The sequence below is a fragment of the Methanolobus sp. ZRKC4 genome (assembly GCF_045291305.1).
Classification (GTDB): domain Archaea; phylum Halobacteriota; class Methanosarcinia; order Methanosarcinales; family Methanosarcinaceae; genus Methanolobus.
This window is the reverse complement of the sequence record NZ_CP146983.1, coordinates 2,704,313-2,724,052: the sequence shown is the minus strand read 5'-3', so window position 1 is coordinate 2,724,052 and position 19,740 is coordinate 2,704,313. Positions and strand designations below refer to the sequence as shown.

The following is a 19,740-nucleotide window of genomic DNA, read 5'->3' as shown; positions in this document are numbered from 1 at the left end:
GTGAAAAATTACAGTATTATTTTCAGTTATGTTCTAAATGCTCCTTGTTCAGATAATGTGTAGCGTCTTCCATCAGACTATCTGGAATCTCATCTGAAGCCGTCAGTACAGCATAGAATATTGTGAAATATATTGTTTTCACCATGTCTATGACTATCCTACCAAAGAAACTGGCTATGATAGCCAGAAGTACTAACATGTATATGACATAGATCAGAAGAACATTTTCGGTGATGAAAAACGCTACCATGGAAAGAAGAACACCGATAATTACTATAAAGGTCATGTAACCTTTAACAGTATTACCTACAAAGTCAATTCCAAATACTCCTACCAGAGCACCGGGAACATTCTCTTTTATATCTTTGATATCTGAGATTGCTTCACCCAAATTCTTCTCAGGAATTATTGAACCTGGCAAAAGGTAATTCCCCATTAGATCCCACCCTTCTTCAACTGCTGCTCCTGCTATTATAAGAAGCATATTAAGCAAAGACCACAGACCTCCGCTTTGCTGCGATCCTGATTTTAGTTTTCTTGAGATAGCACCAAATACTAACTCAAGTGATGAAAGAAGAAATATATCAAGTAAGTTTTTCCTTGCTCTGGAAAGACCTCCTTTATAGGAAATGTTCTCTCCTTTGAAAGTATGATAAACTATCCAGCTCTGAGCAGCCCGATAATACATTTTGATGTAGGAGAAAAATAGAATTAAGAATAGTGAAAGGAAAAGTACTAGAATACAAAGCAGAATAAAAAGCCCGTTCTTAACGATGAACATTGCTCCAATACTTCCAATGACAAGTAGCCACAATAGCATTCCAATAACAAACTGTGCAATCGTAGGCTTGAGAATCGAAGGATTTCTCCCAACAATAGTAAATGTATTTTGAACTAGTTCTACTGTTTCGCTTAATGATTTTGTTAAACCGACCATGAAACCCTCTCCCTGTACTTATGCTGTTAATTTATACATACACAATAAATTACCCCTACATAGATAAGTTTTCTAAAATAGTTAATATAGTTATTGGTTAAGATAAGTAGAAGCAAAATACCAAAATGAAATTCAAAGCTACAACAATGGTAATAAGCGAAATGGTTAAATGATTAAATAGAGTTATACAGTCGTTCACATTTGCCTCTGTGGCTTAGCGGTATAGCGGCTGATTCGTAATCAGCAGGCCGAGGGTTCGAATCTCTCCAGGGGCTTGATATCTCGGGGTTAAAAGCCCCCTTTTTCTTTTTTGTTCAATGAAACATTGTGATTTTTAGATTGTTCTGCGTAAATTCATTTCGATGACTTTATATTTCTTATTGTTTTATGAAATATATGGGGGGACATAGACATCATGTCACGGTGGAAAATTGAAATAATATATTTTCTAATGATAGCAATTTTGACATATTTACTCGACTCATCCTTAGGTATTAACTATTTACCAAATGCTCTTTTGCTTTTTGCTATTTTTGTGTTGGCAGCAAAATTATTAGTTAAAATCTTCATGAACAATGAATTCTTTGATATAAAGGGAAAAATAACATTTTCCCGTTTATGGAGGGAAACAAATTTTCAGACAAAAATTGCTCTCTTAGGATGGGTGTGTTTCTATTATTTTATGATCTTGTGGGGTCTTTCATATGTGCTCGATGAAACACTCGGTCTTCTTTCCGTGGTATTCATAGAAGTTGGAGGAATGTTAATATCTTTTGAAGGATATTATATGATTGTTAAAGGTTCCAACCCTAAAAGAACATCCTCTAAAATGACAAAAACTCGAATAATAAGTAATGTTTTCAATCTTGGAAATTATAACCGCAAATTGTTGTTAATGATTTCATTCATCAGCTTGTTAATTTCTTTCTTTGCAATGGGCAATATTCATCCATCCATAAATCAACTCTTTCTATTTTCTTTTGCAGGTATGGACATTCCATTTTTGTTCTGGTTTATTGTGCTTTTCATATCCTTTTATATCTACATTTCTTTAAGCGTTCATTTGTTCTTTAGAAAAATCAATTCAAAAAGATACGTTTCATTTAAGATTACGTGGATGTTTTTGATTTACATCTTTTTTTATATTGTTGGGCTTTATATGTCTTGGTATTTGGCGATAATGTCTTTAGATTTAATCACATTTTCAAATGATATGGGGGGACCTATATTAGATCCACAAATTCTTCTTACTTTTTTCAACTACGAATACCCTGATTACTCTGTTCACCTTATTCAAACTTATGAATTAGCTTTTTGCTATTCATTGCTTAATGCTTATTTAGTCAAGAGGTATGCTTTGAAAAAATTGATTCAAAAAAACACAGAACTAGATGGTATGAGATATTTCATTGAAACTGCACCCACTGAAAAAGCAAAACGACTTATACAGAAAATAAAAATTATCTTCGAAAAAAACCTCCTGCCATCTGAATCCCAAGTTGAGTATTCTAAAGAAAGTCTTTTTTTCATCTTCCAGAAGGAGAAATATGCATTATTATATTGTAAGGGGTATGCAATTTTAACGATAATTAGCGGCTCCCTATTTTCTATATTTTGGTCATGGCACATTTATCGTTATTATATGGAAGAAATTCCTATCATATTCACTCTATTTTCATTTGATACGCTCATTTACATTACTATTCCAGCAATACCTATAATTTTGTTCGGAGGACAATACGTAAAGATTTTCTCAGTATATGATTTCGCTATCGAACAGATAATTAGTATAGAGTTCTTTAAAAAATACTGGGTTGGATTGGGATTATCCATTAAACTTGTAATCCCATGGTATGTTTACTCTATAGTTGTATCTTGCTATTACTTACTAGAAGAATATGAACAGATAAGAGTGATACATTTTTACCAATTACTTACTCTGTTTATTTTGGAAATAATACTTGTTTTGCATTCTGATAAAGCAGATTCAATATGGAATAGTATATGGTCAATACTCGAAGAAAATATTAATCACCAAAAAAATAAAAAAGATGCATTGAAAATCAATGCATCAAAAAAGAAACTTAGCTAGCAATCTCATTTTTCAGAGATTCAAGTATTGAAGGAAGCTTAACACTCAACACTTCCAGATCAGAACCAAAGAGAGTGAAGTTCTCCCATCTGTTTGATTTCTTGTTGAACTTGGAGAACTGGAGCCATTTCACGCTTGAACCATCATCCTTTTTCTTTTCAGAGATTGAGACTGACGTATTTGCTAGGTGGATTTTTTCGCCTATCTGTCTAATTCCAAATTCATTATATTCATTTGACATTTAAAATCCTCAATCAGAAATTAGAATATATGAATATATACATTTATAATTTCAATAAAAAGAGGGCACAAAAGTAATACAAAAACAATACTGTTTTTCACACTTGTCTACGATGAAGTAAATAATAGTCTGTTTTTTGGGTTTGGTTAGGATGTTCCTCACTTGCGCCCGCAGTGTTCGTCACATCATTTTTAGAGGGGAGTTTGGTATTTGACGGACAGAATTACTGCGCAACTCTGTCCTTTAAAGATGGTTGGTGCGTCAATGCGCCACTGTATTCATTGGCTTAAATCTACGATATTGAAATCCAAACGGATAGTAAATAACTATATATTCTATATAGCAGACAATAAAAATATTTAAAAAAATATATATAAGGACAGTTGTAATTCATATATACATATTGATAATGTAAGGAGAATAGAAAATTGGGTTTACATGTGATGAAGCAGGCCGATCAATCAAAATTGACCAATGGGGAAAAAAGGATTGCGAACAAAATAATTCAAATATACAAAGATGTTAGCTGGAACGCTTATCTTTATTATGAGCCTCGAATTAAACATCTAATTCCTGATTTTGTTCTTATTGATGAATGCAAAGGTGTTTCGATAATTGAAGTCAAAGATTGGAGATGGGAAGATCTCGATACGATAAATCAGAAGACTGCCATTATCAATGAAACTTCAAGAGAAAATCCAATCAATAGGACAAATGAATACTTCAATGCCGCAAAGAGCAAATTACAGAACCATGGGACATTAGTTAACGATAAGTACAAACTAAAATACGGCCTATATTCAAATTTGATCTTAACCAATCTTAAAGCAAATGAGCTTCAAGAGCTTGATAGTTGTTTTTATCAACCTCCATCAAAATGCATTACTTCTGAGAAAATAACTGACTTGACAGTTAACGATCTTTTTAGTGAGGAACTTCAACAGATCAATGAAAACGATCTATCGTTGATAAGGAGCATCTTTTTCCCTGAAATTAAAGTAAAGCTATTGCAAAAAGAGATTTGGGAATATAGCAAAAAGGAATCTGGGGAAAACAGCATAATTAAGACTCTTGATATAGAGCAGGAAAAATTTGCTAGAAGGGTTCCGTATGGGCATTACATGGTCTCAGGTATTCCTGGAAGTGGCAAAACAGTTATTCTTTTAGCTAGAGCAGTTTTCCTTGCTAGAGAACATCCAGATTGGAAAATTAAAATTCTGACCTACACAAATTCATTGAATTCAAAGTTATCAAGTAAAATAGAATCTCTTCATGATGATCTCGAAAGTATGGGTGTAAAATACCAGAATATAGAAGTTTCCACTTTCCATGGTTTAGCAAAATACGTTGCTGATATTGGCAATGTTCCCAATCCTGTACCTGAGAACTATTGGGATGAAATTGTCCCGTTCAAGGCTATTGAAAATGCAAAGCCTACCTATGATGCAATTCTAATCGACGAATATCAGGATTTTCGCGATAGTTGGATGAAGCTTTGTTTATTGTTATGTAATAAACATGAATATAATAATCAACTTAGCGAGAATATTTTTTTAGCAGGGGATAGACTTCAGAGCATCTACAATCCTTCAACGCATAATTGGAAAAGCCTGGGAATAAATATTGCAGGCCACTCAAAACTTCTGAAGAACTCCTATCGTTCAGGTAGCAGGCATGTAAATTTAGCTTTGGAGTATTTGGTAACAGACCCAGATAATAAAAGGGAAGTGGAAACTTTCTATGAAGGTAGAGATGGAATATGCTGCAATTTCAACACAGATGATAATGTCAAGTTTGTTACTGGAAGCTTTAAAGAGACAAATTCATTGTTAAATGGTCTGCTGGAAAAAGAAAATTACAATCCAGAAGATATTTTGGTTTTGTTTCCGAGTGTTTGGCTTCGGGACAAAACGTATGAGCATTTGACTGAAAAATTGAAGATGAATGCAATTGCTTCAAAAGACCTAGTAGAAGACAAGATCAATTTGGTGACATATCATTCTGCCAAGGGTATTGAAACTAAGGTTTGTATCTTAATGGATGTTGATAAGGTCAAGGATAAAAAGTTGCTATACGTAGGAATGACTCGTGCTTCTGAAAAACTAATCATTCATTCTCATGATAAGAATGGAGGACCAATTTTTAAGGAACTAAAATCTTGCTATAATTCGATTTCTGAAAATCCAGTTGAAGAAGAATTAAAGCCTGAGAGCGAACCAAGTGACAAGAAAAGCTCTTTGATTGAAAAAGCTCAAGAAAAGAATTTGAAAGCCTATGAGCCCTGGAACAGAACTGATGAACTGAGGTTGATCAATGACTATTCGAGTGGTAAGAAGGTTAGTGAGCTGGCCAAGAAGTATGGAAGAAGCCCTGGTGCTATAAAGAAGCGGCTTGAGAAACTTGGTTTAGACAAATGAATAGCTTCAAGTATATTGACCGGACCGTATCGCACGCGAAGCGTTCCTCCAAACAAGGTTGATGCGTCAGTGCGCCTGGTGGCAGACACACTCACGCAGAGATTGAGATTACCTGCAACACTTGAATAATAAAAGTGTGGCTTGCAGCCACACACATACCGTTTACTACGGGGGCAGGGCTTGTCAGCCCCACTCCGTAAATGATATTGCTTTTGTTACGGGATTTTGTGGGGATGGAGTGAATTGAGAGTATGCTGCGCATACTGTGGGGTTTCGAGGAAACCCCACTATTTATTAAGTGATTAGGATTTCTGATGCTTACTTGTATTGAGCATTTGATTTATATATTAAATACTCCTATAAAATATAGAGGTATTAATACCTCTACTTATCGACTCTTGGATGAGGGCGCAGTCACTGTTAGCATTAGGCACATTGCAAAAATGCTGGTATCTAGGTTTAATAACGCGGAAACGATTAAACCTGCTGATAGCACAGTACAAATGCCTGTGCCCTCGATAGGTCCTAACTTAACTTTGTTTTCTATGGTTTTTACCTCCAAATATATGGAGGCATGTACATGCTATTAATGGACATGACCATATTTAGCATAATTGTGTACATGGCACAGGATTACGTTTTAATCATAAAACATGCGTACTTTTCAAAAGTAATAAAAATGTGAGGCATGTTTGACCCACAGTATATGTACATGTTTATATTAATAACATATATAAAAGGTACATTTTGGAAATTATTATCAATCACCATCTTCATTAATTACAAACTCAGCATACACCGGATAATGATCTGATACTGCAATTGTATTGTCTTCTGTCAAGTTATATTCCAGGTCATACCTGAGAACACCAAACTGGCCATACAAATCAGAAGTGTCTGTTAGGATTATTCTATCATAGGTGTAATCTGTGGATTTGGTTGTTGTATCCTCACTGTCATCGATCAGCCAGTAGTATTCATCCAGATCTGAGGTAGAATCTTCATCGAAATATGAACCGTCTGCGTTGAGATCTCCCATGATTATGAAATCCTGTTCATCTGGATAAATGCTTTGTGAGTATTCCAGAACATCATCAAGTGCATTGATCTCTTCTGTGGCCTCATCAGGATCTGTGTGGATGACTATGAGAACTGCATCATAGTTACCTGCAGTTGCTTTGAATGGTGCTATGTATGGCTGTCTGTGGAAAGGATCTGTGTTCTCTGGTTCTGGGTAGGTTTGAGGATCTCCTATTAGTTCTACTACGTTGCTGTTGAAAACGTAGGCATATTGTTCCTTTGAGCTTGTTCTGCCGAGTCTTTCACTGACAACGTATTCATAGTTTGAACCATCAGAGTTGACTAGATCTACCAGCTCAGGAAGGGCAGTTTGTGACTTGTCGCGGATTTCCTGGATGGCTATTATATCGTGGGTTCTGATGATGTCTGCCAGGACTTCCATTACCTCGGGTTTATCGGCTTTTGAGACACCGAATACCTGGACGTTGAAGGCTCCTATTCTTAGAGTTTCATCTGGTAATGGAGATGTGTTTATTTCTTCATCCAGTACTTTCGGCTGGATATCTTCTGTAGGCTGAACATCGATTTGTTCAATTTGCTCGATCTCTTCTGCTATCTCCTTGATAGTTTGTTCTGTGTCTTCGGAGATGCAACCAAGAGTGAATGATATCAAAATGAGTACTACTAAGAGTTTGATTTTCATGTTAATCAAAAGATAAGAAGTAATATTAAAGGGACTTGGTAAAAAAGTTAGATTAAACAATATAATAGAAATAGATATGTCAAATAGGAACATGAAATATTTATGAAAAATCAAAACATAACGATACTATTTATCCTGCTTTTCGGAATATTTCTAACAGTGTTTGCAGGCTGTATTGATAAGGAAGCTAGTGAAGTCGATCAATTAATTGAAAGTGCAAATGAGCAGAGAGACTATGGTAGGTATAATACTGCACTAGAATATTATAATCAAGCATTGGATATTGATCCGAGCAGCGAAGCAGCATGGTCAGGAAAAGGACTAACCTACATTAATCTCGATAAGAAGGAAGAAGCAACCAAGTGTTATGATGTGATACTAAGCAATAGCGATGATGTTAGATGGTTAAGAATTGCAGGAATGGCATATGATATTAGTCTTAATCAACCCAAAAAAGCAATTGAAGCTTATGATAAAATGTTGGAGATTAATCCAGATGATTGTTATGTTTGGGCATCAAAAGGATCAAGTTTACAGCATATCAATCAGAATGAAGAAGCAGTGAAATGTTTTGACATGGCACTTTCTATCAACTCGGATAATGGAATTATATGGAGAAATAAAGGAGATTCACTTCTCTCTCTGGGAAAACAGAATGAGGCTGTTGAATGTTACAACGAAGCAATCAAATGTTACAACAAGGATTTAGAAGTTAATCCTGAAGATATATTCGCTAATTTTGATAAAGAAAGAGTTGAAGAGAAATTAGAGGAAATCAAATAACCCTTTTATTTTTTATAGAGTTAGAATTTTTATCCATTGATTATACTGAATCCTCAGTTTCAATTGGAAATTCAAACTGTAAAAATCATACGAAAAATCGGGTTGCAGGCCAACTGTGGCACACACGCCTTAATCGTGTACCTAAGGGAACATAGGAAAAAAGCCACGGGCGCCGCGAAGCGGCGCGAGTGCTGGGTAGGTTGGATTTTTTAATTGAAGTGCTGTTTTGTAAAAACGATAGCAAGGGATTGTTAAAGAAAAAGAAATACTGGTTTTTACAGTACCACAGTATAGACTTAGTCCAATGGAAGCTGTGCAGGGATAAAAATATTTTAAGATAGAAAGCATGAAGAAAATCAACATTTGAAAAGGGACTATATTTGGTTTTATTCTTCTCGTATATCAACATTGATTCCTAGTAATTTGCAATCATCTGATTTATCAGTTAAAGTTAATACTTTGTTTTTTGTGATGATCTCATCAAATTCTTCATCAGTTAATTGTTTTTTGATTTCATCAAGCTGATTTTGATTTACGGTTGCTATATATTGCTTACCAGAATTTGAGAATTTATCGTATATTAGTTTGAACATATCAGATGTTTGTCTCTCGTCAGTATCAGAAAATAGTCTACTGTCATGGAAAATAAAATCGATGTTATGATTATGACCTTCAAATAGGATTGTTAAATCATAGCAAAAAATCTTGACATGATTTATACCATCAGAAGCATCTGACTCAATTTTTGCATCAATATTAAACCTTAATTGATTTACTCCACTATTTGATTCTATTGTAATACCTGCTATGCTATCTGGATAGAACGTTTTAGCAAGACTTCTAAAATAATCTCGCAGTACATTAATTTCACTCTCAACACCTTCTAAATATTGGTCTGCAATTTCCGCATAATCCACAAATTTCTTTTTAATATCTCTTTTTGTGGCTTTGTATTCAGCTTGCAAAGCTTGGTATTTTTTAATGCTATCTCTTTCTAATTCATATTCAGCTTTTTGATTGTTCAGACTGACAAAAAGATCGAGTGCTTGATGCTCTCCAAGATACCTTATAAGCTGGTGTAGCTCTCGTTGTAAAATTTCCATTTTATTTTCTTTATTTTTCTTTTCAAGCCTTAGTTTATTTTGCTGCTCAACTAATCTTCTTTTCCTATTTGATATTAGTTTTTCATAGAATATTTTCGTGTCATCTAATGTTTTAACAAGATTTTCAGAAAAATGTATGTTTGTTTCTTGGTAAACACTTAATAAACTTTCTTTTGAAATATCCGGGGTAAAATTGAAACTCTCGTTTATCTGCTCTATATTGCTTTCTAAAAGTAGACTGTCATTATTTAATGTGAATAACTCTTTCTCTACTTTATCTGCTTTCAGTTGGATTTCTCGATAATTTTCTGCTACTTCAAAAGTCTTTAAACTATTTTCCAATTTTTGAATACGCTCTTCAAGGTCTACGAGTGTTAAAACAGCATCTTTATTCCCTGTAAAAAAATCCTTTAGCAACGAATCTTTTTTAAAATTTTTCTCTAAAGTAGTTATACGATCCAATTCTTTCTTAATTTTTTCTTTTTCTTGTATTAAGGATATATCCAATCCAAGTAAAAATGAATTGAAAAGTAACGTTTGATATGGTCTTACTACCTTTCCGGGTTCATTAAAAGCTACATATGAGTTCCTTTTTGGTCGGATAAAAAAAGGAATTAAGCTGCGAAAAGAGATATCTGTAATATTCTTCGGTATGTTAAAACACAAAGAATTCATTTCATCCCTAAATGCTGAAACCGAAATTAATTCATTATTTAATTCCATTCCATTAGGTTCATTTGTTGTTCTTTTGACAGTGTATATATTATTTCCAAGTTTAAAGTCAACATAGAACTCCCAGTCTGGCAACTTTTCGCATAATTCTTTGTATCCATTTTCATTGGCGCCAAAACAAAAATGAATTATGCGAACTAAAAAAGACTTCCCTACTCCATTATAGGTTTTTCCTTTATCGTTAGACTCAGGATTATCTTGTTCAGCAACAATAAAGCTAAGTCCAGTTTCATTAAACGTGACTGTTCTGAAACTTTCTTTATTTGAGTAAACTTTTAACAAATACATTTTTTTACAACACCGTCCTGCTCTTCAACGGCACCTATGGAATAGAGAAAGACTATTGTAAGTAAAAGGTTGTCAAAGCTATGTTTTGCATGGTATAAGTCTTTATGATAGTCATATTGATATTGATTCCATAAATTATCAATAGACTTCGATGATTCTAGTGAATTTAAAATGTAACTTCCAAAACCAAGAAGAGATTCTGAGAAATTTGTGTGCTTAGTTGGAAGTATCATTACATCTCTCCTTGAGTAGGTTCTTCAAATATATCACAGGTTTCAAAATACTTTGCCATTATTACAATAACTGAGATTTGATATATTTGTTCTGGCCTCGGACTTGCACAATTGATGATTGCCCAAAATAATTCATCCCCTGAATTATCTTTCTTTTCTTGAATATATATTTCGTTCATCTTGTCTCGTAAAGAATCTACGAGAAAATCACTGTTATTTTTTAAGTACTTATTTAAAGAACTTAACTGAATACATCCATTATTGAGATATGTAGCTACATGTTCAGATAGATTGTTAAACTCAATTTTGTCATCCCAATCTGGATATCTGATTTCAGGTTCATCGTCTTTTGGCAAAGGTAATTTCATGATATGTGATATTACCTCAGCTAGGATTGAATAGTCCAAATATTTTATGCTAGCCGGATCTGGAAAAAATCCAGTTATAACCAAAATTTGGTCATCTTCTAGTTCAAAAAGTATATTTTCAAGCTTTCTCGCAGTCCAAAATCCTGCTTTTTTGAGTTTGTGAGATGTTTTAATTTCTTGAATTAATTTTTCAGAATCTGGATTAACACCTTTGTTTTTGTCATTAACAACAAAATAAAATTCATTAATAGGAGACCAATGTGTTTTTAGACCGGCAAAATCAGTTTTTAGCTTGCTGACAAGACTTGTATACGATTTCTCAATGTCTTCAGGAGCAAATACTTGAAAAAAAATGCCCTTGGATTTAATGTATCCATCATTTTTTCGGTCTCCAATATTTCCCCATGGTTTAATCTGTTGAAAATCTGGTTCTGCATAATTCATAATTGCACTGAATAAATCTTCAAATGCTTGGCCATCAGCTTTTAGGATTTTATTTTGAAATAAATGCCTAGCAATTGTTTTTTCGTTAATATCCATCTAATGACACCTATTCTATTTGTGTAGAAACTCATGGGATGTTTATGCAGATTGTTCCTTATTTCAACTATTTATTAAACATAATACCCATATATAGTACTTCCGAAATGATTTTACATTTATTTTAAAAGTGACGATTTGATACAATTTTTTTGTTGCTGTTACTATTCTGAGAGAAGACTATGTTCTTTAGCATAGTCCAAATATTCAACTAGAGCTCCTTTTATTAGATTGTCATCATGAGCAATTAGCTTATCAATCGCAAGCCTAACATCATTATTGCTCCAGTCCTCTGATATTTCAAGATTTGTTATTACTTCCTGTACATTCAGGTCATCATTTTCAGCTAAATGTTGTCGAAGTGTAAAAGCTAAATCGCATTCATAAGAACAGAAAGGCACTTTAGTCCCTATTCGATGATCCAAAAAAGAACATACAAGAGTTGTAGTGGAATAAACATCGGGGTCACGCATTTTCGTGGAACATAATCCACATTCAAGAGTAGGATTCATTCTTTCTTCAATATCTTTTTGCATGCAACATTTTTTGTATTTATTTCCACTGCCACATTTGCAAGGGTCATTTCGTCCAATTTTGCCTATAATATCAACTCCTATTTTGTCAGAATGGAGATAACACTTCATAGTATTTTTGACTATGGTCTTATTTTATGCATTGTACGTACAAAAATATAAAAATAATCTATACCTTCGGCTATCCAAGTTAACTGAAGACCCTGCTATATCTCACTGTGTTGTGATTAGACCTTACAGCAATCTTACGAGTAATACCAAGCTCTTTGAGTTTTTTTGATATCTTCTTTCCTTGCTGATAGGTGTCTACTATAATAGGTTCTAGGTCTGGTAGATGTCTGGGTTTAATTGGCTTCAGATTCTTATTACGTTCCTTGAAAGGACGAATAACACCGGAATCCACGAATACATGACCGAATACTTTTTTGAAGCCTATGTTAAAGGCTGAACAGAAGTTGATTAGAGGCTCTTTTGTATTTTCCCATAGGTGTTTGGTTTTGAAGAATACCTTTGTGCAGTGTTCGCGGGCTGTGTCTAGGATGCCTTCGGATTTCCAGAAATTGATGTAGCGCCAGAGGGAACGCTCGGGGATTTCTGTTTGTTCCTGGATGTCTCGGAAGTCTGCGCAGCCTTCGGATTGGAGAGCGACATAGGCAAGAGCTTTAACGGCTTTGAGGTTCTCGCCCAGGTCTATGTTTTCATTTTTGGAAGATTGATTATTATAATCCCATTTTGGGAGATTATAGCGATATTCAAAGACCTTTTCGGCATCAAAGTAATTGTCTGACACGTATTCTATGGGAGAGATGAAGTTAAGAAGGGAGAACAGGAGTTTATCGAGGTCTTTTTTCAGGGAGAGGAAGTCATTGATAGAGGGGTTTTGTTTTGAATCAGATTTCAGGAAGACTTCGAGTTTTGGGTGTCTTAGGGGATCTTCTGGCCTGCGGTCCAGGAAGTTTATTATACGGTATGATTTAACGCTGTGCTGATATTCTGTTTTTATTTTGCAGGTGGAGAAGTCGGGATTATCCAGTTTATACATGTCATATTTACCGGACCTTAGATTTTTGATGAGCTTTGAGTCTCCACGCATGGAGGATTCATATTCTATTGCCTGGAGCATTGTTACCAGGTCATGCTCATGTCTTTCATGATAACGGATGTGTCTGGCCATCTGGTATATTGTGGACCTTGAGCGGTCTATCATGTGCTGGAAGCGTGATGCTCCCAAAAAGTCCATGAGTTCAAAAATGATGTCAAAGTGTTCGTCAAGATCGATATAAGAGGACTGGATATGTATTTGAGTTCCTACTGAAGGAAGGTTAAGGATCTTTCCTGTTTTTGTCTTTGTACCTGCTCCAAATAGGGGTTTTATGGTGTAGGTGCATTTTGATGCTCCTTCTTTATCGGTCCATTGGAGCATGTATTCAAAGGCGAGTTTCTTTGTTTTGGGATTGTAGAGGCCGCCTTGCTTGGACCAGAATTTGAAGTTACGGTCACCTATCTTGATGTGATGATTATAGCTATCGGTTACGTTGTTAGAGAAGTAACTGACAACTGTATAATAGAAGTCCAGGTCTGTTATATGGAAATAACAGCCGAACTCATGGGTGACGGGTTCGGAGAACTTATGAACCATGTTTGAAAGAGCTTATTTTGAAGTCCTGCTACTTTCAGTCGTTTATTAAATGACCTTTGTTAGGCTCATAAGGTCGGATGATTGCGTATGGTCCGTTTTCATCCCTATCGACTTCATATTTGATGCATTCGATTATTAAATTGCCATCTTGATCCAGAATGTCCAAATAAAGTGCAACTTTTTGAGGTAATGTTATACTCAGACGGCCACCATTTTCCCTGATACGATATTCTGTTTTTCCCATTAGATCAAACCCCTTGACCTTTTGAGCTCATCCAGCGTCATCTCTCCTCGTTTTACCGGTTCAAGAAGCTCATCTACCTTTTCTTTTGCGAGCTTATTGATTTTAAGCATCAATTTTTTAGAGGGAGACAAATGGTTTAAAAATTCATCATCAAGCTGTTCAGAATAACTAGTGTCAGAACTATACTTATTGTTATTATCTAATTGAAAATTAATGCTAAACACTCCTATTTGTTTAGCAAAAAAGTGTGCATCTTACGATGCACTTTCAGGAGCTTAGGATTTTGTTTGTTATTTTGTTTGTTATTTTGTTTGCATCTGGGATCTTTGCCTCTGCGTCTGAGCTTATCTTTGTGTATTGGTTTTTTTGCTTCTGCGTCTGGGATCTTTGCCTCTGCGTCCGAGCTTACCTTTGTGTTTTGATTTTTAGCTTCTGCGTCTGGGTCTTTTGCCTCTGGCATTTTTCTTTTATGGTATTTTCCTTTTTGTCCATAAAATCTCTTTTTTGCAAGGAAAACTTGTAACTTTTATCATATAAGACTATCGAAATTTAATAAAAACAGTCACGTTTTTGTATCTCAAATCTTTATATTCTGCAATATATCATTGACCCTTGCCTCAACCAAGTCATTGAGTTTTGATTCCATTAACTTGGATATTGAATCTTCTAGTGGTTGTGATTTCTCTTCTATTTCAAGTGCAGTTTTTAGTGTTAACACTGAACCACACTTGTAGCAGAACATGTTGTTTGGAGTGTTAAGTGTCTTGCACCTGGGGCACTTGTGCACTTTTGGCTTATTCTCTTCTTCTTCGATTTCAACACCGTTTGCTTTCAGTACAGCAGTATCGACATCACGTCCAGATAGGTGAACATATACTGATGGAACATCTGAACCTTGCACCCATCCAAAATAAGCATTCATCTGTGCCTCTGTTAAATGATTGGCCATAAATGTAGCTCGACTATGCCTGAATAAGTGAGCATGAATTCTTTTGTTTACACCTGCATTTTTGGCTATTTTTTTGAGCTGCTTAGCAATAGCGGCATAACCTATCATGGTAGAAGTGTTAGCTTTATTTCTATCAAAATTCCACCAAAGTGGCGCATCTGGATTATCCCTTTCTGGATGCTGTTCAAGCCAAGCCATCAGAAGACGAACCGAATAAAAAAGAAGTACAGTACGATGTCCGGTTTTACCATCAACCCTGATCTTCATGCCTTCATCAGCATGCATTATATGTTTTATTTTTAAGTTGCCAATCTCACCAATTCGACAACCTGAATCCCATAAAATAGCTATAAGAGCTTGGTCTCTTGTGTTGCGCGTTGCACCAATCATTTTGTTGACATCATCTTCTGTAAGCAGCTCTTCAGGCAACTTGCGCCCCTTACTTTTCTTTGTTGCCTTAAAGAATTCAATTATTTCGGGTTCTTTACCATTGTTTAACCATCGATAAAATTTCTTTAATGTAACTGCATAATCGTGTCTTGTATCTTCACTTTCCGTTCTTTTCCTAACAGCAATAAGCACATCTTCTATGTCAGTTTTAGTTGCTTCATTTAATGGTTTATCATTCATTATAAGAGCAATTTGCTTCAACGTGCTAACATACTTCATTTTCCTGAAGTCTGTCATGCCTTCAATATCACATTGTCTGACAAATTTTTTTATAAGCTGGATATTTGTATCAGATAGCTTTCCATTTAGTCCAGATATCCTTGTTTCGAGCTTTTGGTTGTAGAGTGCCATATACCATAATTGTAGTGGGGGCTTATAACCTTTAGGTAAAAATCCCTCCAGAGGCTCTTTTTTCTAATTCTAAAGCCGACAGGTATTTTCAAACTATTACTTTCACTTTGCTAGGTCAATGTTTTTTAAAAGTAAACTAGTTGTGAGAGTATGAGTATTTACGACCACGAAAAGAACCTGAAAAGAGTAGAAAAGCGAATAAGAGAGGCAGAATATTCTGAGAAGAATAAAGCAAATATTTTTAGATTTGAGAATTATCTTTTCGCTAAGGGATTAACTACAGTTCGTGTTTTAAAGTATTTGTCACAAATTAATATCATTTCTAGGGAATTGGGAATAGATTTTGAAGATGCAACTAAAGATGATATTGAGAGATATGTTGCATCTGTTGAGAGGTCCAAAAAGGCAGCATGGACTAAAAAAGACTATAAACAGTGTCTGAAGCGGTTCTACAAGTGGATGAACGGGGATGAAGAGGAACACCCACTTACTAAGTGGATATCCTTGAAGATGCAGAAGAACACTAAGAAGTTACCTGAAGAACTTCTGAATCAAGAAGAAGTTATGCGGATGATAGAGGTTGCCCGCAATTCCAGAGATAGAGCTATGGCTGCATGTTGGTATGATGGAGGAGCAAGAGTTGGTGAGAGTGGGAACCTCAAACTTAAGCATGTGATCTTTGACCAGTACGGTGTAGTTGTGATGGTTGGGAAAGAGGACGGTAAGACAGGCATGAGAAGAGTAAGGCTTGTGTTCTCTGCTCCATATCTGGCTGAATGGATAAACGACCATCCGGATAAAAATAACCCGAATGCATATTTATGGATCAACCTGGGAACTAAGAATTATGGTGCTCAGATGAAATATGATTCTATTAGAAGAGCCATTATTAGATTGGCCGAGAGAGCTAATATTGAGAAGCGGGTTTTTAATCATTTATTCAGGCATTCAAGAGCAACGGAATTAGCAGAACATCTGACACAGGCACAGATGGAAGACCATTTAGGATGGATACACGGCTCAGATATGCCGGAAATCTATATTCATATGTCAGGTAAGCAGTTGGATGAACCACTGCTTAAGATGGCCGGTATTATCAAAGAGGAAGATGAAAGCAAGACTTTAAAGCCTGTTATTTGTACGAGATGTAAGACCATGAATGGTCCTACTTGTGATTTTTGTTCTTCCTGTGGGATGGCTCTGACCATTGAAGCATCTAAGAGTATTGAAAAGAGAAGATCAGATATCTCTATGGCCTTGATGGAGCTTGTTGAGAAGGATCCGGAAGTTGCTAAGGTGTTGAGGGGTGTGATAGAATAAAAAAAGTTATATCCAATCTAACTGCATAAGTATATTTTATGCATGTAGTAAAAGATGACCAAAGCAGTGACAAACTAACTAGATATCAAAAACTAGAAATTGTTTTTGCAGTATTTATGATACTATTAACAATTATTGCATGTATAACAGCTTATACCGCTAATGAAAAATCTGATGAAGCTCTTGAATATCAAAAAATGATTGCTGAATCTACCTTAAAGGTGAGTTCTTTAAAGTTTAATAACACTACAATTTCGATGGCTTTGCTTAACAATCAATACGCAGCTTATCCTGCGTATTTGGTTAATGCAAAGGTAACTTTTGAGGGAAACGCAGATCCAATAGCTATTATTCCTATGAATGAGGAAAATCAGATTATAAAACCTGGGGAATATACAAGTATTGATTTATCCCTTAATAATTTAAATGAAGTGTCTGATGATATTTATCATATTCAAATTGAATTTTCCTATTACGATTTTACAGGAGAAAGTAGAGAAACTATCATGAATCCATATTGGATAACTGTTGAAAATCACAATATTACATCTGTTGAAATTGGCTTACCTCTATCTGATATTTAAATCCAACCATAATAAGCACTATATTGAAACTCTGCCTATGCGCTGCCAAAGGCGGGCGCTTGAATCGCTGGTTTTTGCCTAGGCACAGTAGCCGGCATTCTGAAAGGATGTGTAGTTATCGATTTTATTTTGTTATATGATGCGGAAGTATTAAGGAATTAGAACGTAGCAGGGAGTTAGGTTATCTTTGGGAACGGGCAGTTCTTCAACTATTCAAGAGCTTTTGCCAAAAGGTACATTCCGACTAAAATTAATCCAAGTTTGATTAATTCATCAAGAGAATCATTTTGAGCAGATGGTTGATCTTTTACAATTAATCTCTTTAATTCCATTTGTTCTGTAGGAGCAAGGTTTGAGTAATTGGATTTACCTAATAGATATTCCATCCTTTCAAACTCATTTGGTGAAAGCTTCATTCTTTTTTCTCCTTGAACACTTTTTGGACTCTTTCACTACCTACTTCAGAAATAATATTTTTCATAATGTCTAGTGATTTTACTTCTTGTTCAACTGAAATGAGCCTCGGTTCTAATTGTAAAACTGGTTCAAGCTTTGTTTCCATTTTAGATAACCTTGATTCATATTGCACTATAAACAATATAAGTCCAGCCACTATAGTTAAAATTGCTACACCTGCTTCTATTACGCCCACGGTGAGTTCCATCTTATTTATATAAAATAATAATATTATTTAACTGTATTGGTATTAGTAACGTCCCTCAATAACCTCGCAGGTGCACCAAACTTCATCTATTACAAGGGTTCTGGACTTCATCTTGTAGAGAATGATCTGGAAGTTGCGAAAATTTTAAGAAATATAATATGATATTTATATTTAGGTGAAAGTATCTCAAAAAAATATTATCCTAAAAAAAGAAAATATCATTCAAATAAAAAAGAGAATGAATTTATTTATAGAGCATTAGGATTGATTTTAGCAATTTTTGCAATAATGAGTATTGTAGGATATATACTAGAAAACTATTGGCAATATCTAATAATGATAATGTTTTTTTTAGGTGCTTTTGTAATTGGAAGACACATTTATTATAATTTTTTAATTGTCGATGTAAACAATAAAAAACCCCCTGTTTATTATGAATCTTCAAAGAATGAAGAAAATATTAAAAAGGGAGATGATTTTGAAAAATTTGTTGTTAATCTATTTCCTGAAAATAAGTTTACTATTGTGGAATGGACCACAGATAGTATGAGAAAACATAACAGGTATGTTGAAGCAGATACAAGACCTGATCTTTTAATTCGACATAATTTAAGTGGTGATGAATTCTATATTGAATGTAAATATAGGTCTTATGCATTTGAAAATAAAATTACCTGGACAAATAAAGAACAATTGAAAAGATATCAGGATTTCGACAGAGAAAGAGAAGCACCTGTTTTTGTTCTTATTGGACTGGGTGGAAGTCCAGAAAAACCAGATAATTTATATTGGATACCTCTTGAAGATGCTAAATATACTGAGCTTTATATCAGTTATATGAAAAAATTCCAGAAAAGCAGAGAATATTTTAATTAAAATTGTACTCTAATTTTTAATTCAGTTTTGGGTAGTTACCTGCCGCCGCCATCAGGCGGGCGGTTTGTCGCTTGCCATGATGTCGGTGCGGCAGACGGTAAATTAAGTTAATGGGTCAAGTTCTTCAGATGTATCATAGAGGTTCAAAACCTGCGAGACATCAAAGTAATAAGATTTAGGCATGAAATTATAGAAACCCCATTTATCTTTTGTAATTGATTGAACTTCTAACATGAGGGGTTTTCCTGTTTCATCTTTTTGAAAGACTTCGGGGATTAAGATAGCTTGCATTCTGTCACGGAAACGAGAGTCTAAGAGGTCCATGGACTGCATGTTAAGATATGCGTTCATGTCACGTTTTGCAAGTTTTGAGAGGATTACAGAGCCTTTCATGTTGGTTTTTGTACCAAATGCCCGGGAATCGAAAGTATACCATGCTTCGTCCATGACAAAGGTACCGGACTGCATAGAATCCATTTGTTGAATAGATGTTATGCGAGTATGTGGGAATTCAAGATGATAGTTTGAATAGATCGGTATACCTTGAAGATGATCCCGGTAGGCAATAGCAGTCATTAAGGCGGTTTTGCCTGCTGAATACTCACCAATTATTGAGAATCTACCGGTTTTGATACGTCCTGACATTGTTTTATCTCCTTGAGAGATTCTATTG

At 34.9% G+C, this 19,740-nt stretch carries 21 protein-coding genes and 1 tRNA gene; 8 read left to right on the top strand and 14 right to left on the bottom strand.

The features are described from left to right. Positions 1-22: 22 nt before the first annotated feature. Positions 23-937, bottom strand: coding sequence for a hypothetical protein (locus tag V7O67_RS13325; RefSeq protein WP_342304376.1), 915 nt, complete (start codon positions 935-937; stop codon positions 23-25). Positions 938-1,140: 203 nt separating this feature from the next. On the opposite strand from V7O67_RS13325, the gene V7O67_RS13320 reads away from it, so the two are divergent. Both V7O67_RS13320 and V7O67_RS13315 read left to right on the top strand, forming a co-directional pair. After that, positions 1,141-1,212 (top strand) — tRNA-Thr (locus V7O67_RS13320). Positions 1,213-1,352: 140 nt separating this feature from the next. Continuing rightward, positions 1,353-3,029 (top strand): hypothetical protein, encoded by a 1,677-nt coding sequence (locus V7O67_RS13315; RefSeq protein WP_342304377.1) that lies wholly within the window; start codon positions 1,353-1,355, stop codon positions 3,027-3,029. On the opposite strand, the gene V7O67_RS13310 is transcribed toward V7O67_RS13315, so the two are convergent. Continuing rightward, complete coding sequence (locus V7O67_RS13310; protein ID WP_342304378.1) at positions 3,022-3,270, bottom strand: hypothetical protein; 249 nt, start codon at positions 3,268-3,270, stop codon at positions 3,022-3,024. The two genes, V7O67_RS13315 and V7O67_RS13310, sit on opposite strands and share 8 nt — an antisense overlap. A 443-nt stretch (positions 3,271-3,713) precedes the next feature. Here V7O67_RS13310 and V7O67_RS13305 point away from each other — a divergent pair, with 443 nt between their 5' ends. Next, positions 3,714-5,687, top strand: a complete 1,974-nt coding sequence (locus tag V7O67_RS13305; protein ID WP_342304379.1) for a UvrD-helicase domain-containing protein — start codon at positions 3,714-3,716, stop codon at positions 5,685-5,687. Between the two features lie 760 nt (positions 5,688-6,447). On the opposite strand, the gene V7O67_RS13300 is transcribed toward V7O67_RS13305, so the two are convergent. Beyond that, entirely contained in the window at positions 6,448-7,410 is a 963-nt protein-coding gene (locus V7O67_RS13300) for an endonuclease/exonuclease/phosphatase family protein (protein ID WP_406670220.1), read from the bottom strand. A 102-nt stretch (positions 7,411-7,512) separates the two neighbouring features. On the opposite strand from V7O67_RS13300, the gene V7O67_RS13295 reads away from it, so the two are divergent. Continuing rightward, the gene (locus tag V7O67_RS13295; RefSeq protein WP_342304381.1) at positions 7,513-8,193 is read left to right on the top strand and encodes a tetratricopeptide repeat protein; all 681 of its coding nucleotides are present in this window, start codon (positions 7,513-7,515) and stop codon (positions 8,191-8,193) included. Between the two features lie 386 nt (positions 8,194-8,579). Here V7O67_RS13295 and V7O67_RS13290 read toward each other — a convergent pair whose 3' ends face one another. The 8 genes from V7O67_RS13290 to V7O67_RS13255 form a co-directional block, all read right to left on the bottom strand. Beyond that, complete coding sequence (locus V7O67_RS13290) at positions 8,580-10,316, bottom strand: DUF2326 domain-containing protein (protein WP_342304382.1); 1,737 nt, start codon at positions 10,314-10,316, stop codon at positions 8,580-8,582. Continuing rightward, complete coding sequence (locus V7O67_RS13285) at positions 10,304-10,549, bottom strand: ABC-three component system middle component 6 (RefSeq protein WP_342304383.1); 246 nt, start codon at positions 10,547-10,549, stop codon at positions 10,304-10,306. Before V7O67_RS13285 ends, V7O67_RS13290 begins: the two co-directional genes overlap by 13 nt. Beyond that, positions 10,549-11,457 carry an ABC-three component system protein gene (locus tag V7O67_RS13280; RefSeq protein WP_342304384.1) on the bottom strand — a complete coding sequence of 303 codons (909 nt, stop codon included), beginning with the start codon at positions 11,455-11,457 and terminating at the stop codon, positions 10,549-10,551. The genes V7O67_RS13285 and V7O67_RS13280 overlap by 1 nt, the downstream gene beginning before the upstream one ends. A gap of 164 nt (positions 11,458-11,621) precedes the next feature. Continuing rightward, positions 11,622-12,101: a YecA family protein gene (locus V7O67_RS13275; RefSeq protein WP_406670217.1), complete on the bottom strand. Its 480-nt coding sequence runs from the start codon at positions 12,099-12,101 to the stop codon at positions 11,622-11,624. 79 nt (positions 12,102-12,180) lie between these two features. Further along, a complete protein-coding gene (locus V7O67_RS13270) occupies positions 12,181-13,629 on the bottom strand; it encodes a hypothetical protein (protein WP_342304386.1) in 1,449 nt (482 codons plus the stop codon). Between the two features lie 34 nt (positions 13,630-13,663). Further along, complete coding sequence (locus tag V7O67_RS13265; RefSeq protein ID WP_342304387.1) at positions 13,664-13,873, bottom strand: hypothetical protein; 210 nt, start codon at positions 13,871-13,873, stop codon at positions 13,664-13,666. Positions 13,874-14,099: 226 nt separating this feature from the next. Then, positions 14,100-14,333 carry a hypothetical protein gene (locus tag V7O67_RS13260; protein WP_342304388.1) on the bottom strand — a complete coding sequence of 78 codons (234 nt, stop codon included), beginning with the start codon at positions 14,331-14,333 and terminating at the stop codon, positions 14,100-14,102. A 117-nt stretch (positions 14,334-14,450) separates the two neighbouring features. Next, positions 14,451-15,623, bottom strand: a complete 1,173-nt coding sequence (locus V7O67_RS13255) for a site-specific integrase (protein WP_342304389.1) — start codon at positions 15,621-15,623, stop codon at positions 14,451-14,453. Positions 15,624-15,773: 150 nt separating this feature from the next. Between V7O67_RS13255 and V7O67_RS13250 the strand changes: the two genes are divergently transcribed. Continuing rightward, positions 15,774-16,943, top strand: coding sequence for a tyrosine-type recombinase/integrase (locus V7O67_RS13250; RefSeq protein WP_342304390.1), 1,170 nt, complete (start codon positions 15,774-15,776; stop codon positions 16,941-16,943). A gap of 38 nt (positions 16,944-16,981) precedes the next feature. Next, positions 16,982-17,527, top strand: a complete 546-nt coding sequence (locus tag V7O67_RS13245; protein WP_342304391.1) for a hypothetical protein — start codon at positions 16,982-16,984, stop codon at positions 17,525-17,527. Between the two features lie 209 nt (positions 17,528-17,736). Here V7O67_RS13245 and V7O67_RS13240 read toward each other — a convergent pair whose 3' ends face one another. Together V7O67_RS13240 and V7O67_RS13235 are read right to left on the bottom strand one after the other, a co-directional pair. Continuing rightward, complete coding sequence (locus V7O67_RS13240; RefSeq protein WP_342304392.1) at positions 17,737-17,943, bottom strand: hypothetical protein; 207 nt, start codon at positions 17,941-17,943, stop codon at positions 17,737-17,739. Then, entirely contained in the window at positions 17,940-18,191 is a 252-nt protein-coding gene (locus V7O67_RS13235) for a hypothetical protein (RefSeq protein WP_406670214.1), read from the bottom strand. Before V7O67_RS13235 ends, V7O67_RS13240 begins: the two co-directional genes overlap by 4 nt. A 36-nt stretch (positions 18,192-18,227) precedes the next feature. Here V7O67_RS13235 and V7O67_RS13230 point away from each other — a divergent pair, with 36 nt between their 5' ends. Further along, complete coding sequence (locus tag V7O67_RS13230) at positions 18,228-18,353, top strand: hypothetical protein (protein WP_406670212.1); 126 nt, start codon at positions 18,228-18,230, stop codon at positions 18,351-18,353. A 102-nt stretch (positions 18,354-18,455) separates the two neighbouring features. After that, the gene (locus V7O67_RS13225; RefSeq protein ID WP_342304394.1) at positions 18,456-19,067 is read left to right on the top strand and encodes a hypothetical protein; all 612 of its coding nucleotides are present in this window, start codon (positions 18,456-18,458) and stop codon (positions 19,065-19,067) included. A 102-nt stretch (positions 19,068-19,169) separates the two neighbouring features. Here the strand turns inward: V7O67_RS13225 and V7O67_RS13220 are convergent, their stop codons facing one another. Further along, positions 19,170-19,712 (bottom strand): hypothetical protein, encoded by a 543-nt coding sequence (locus V7O67_RS13220; protein WP_342304395.1) that lies wholly within the window; start codon positions 19,710-19,712, stop codon positions 19,170-19,172. Positions 19,713-19,740 lie beyond the last annotated feature (28 nt).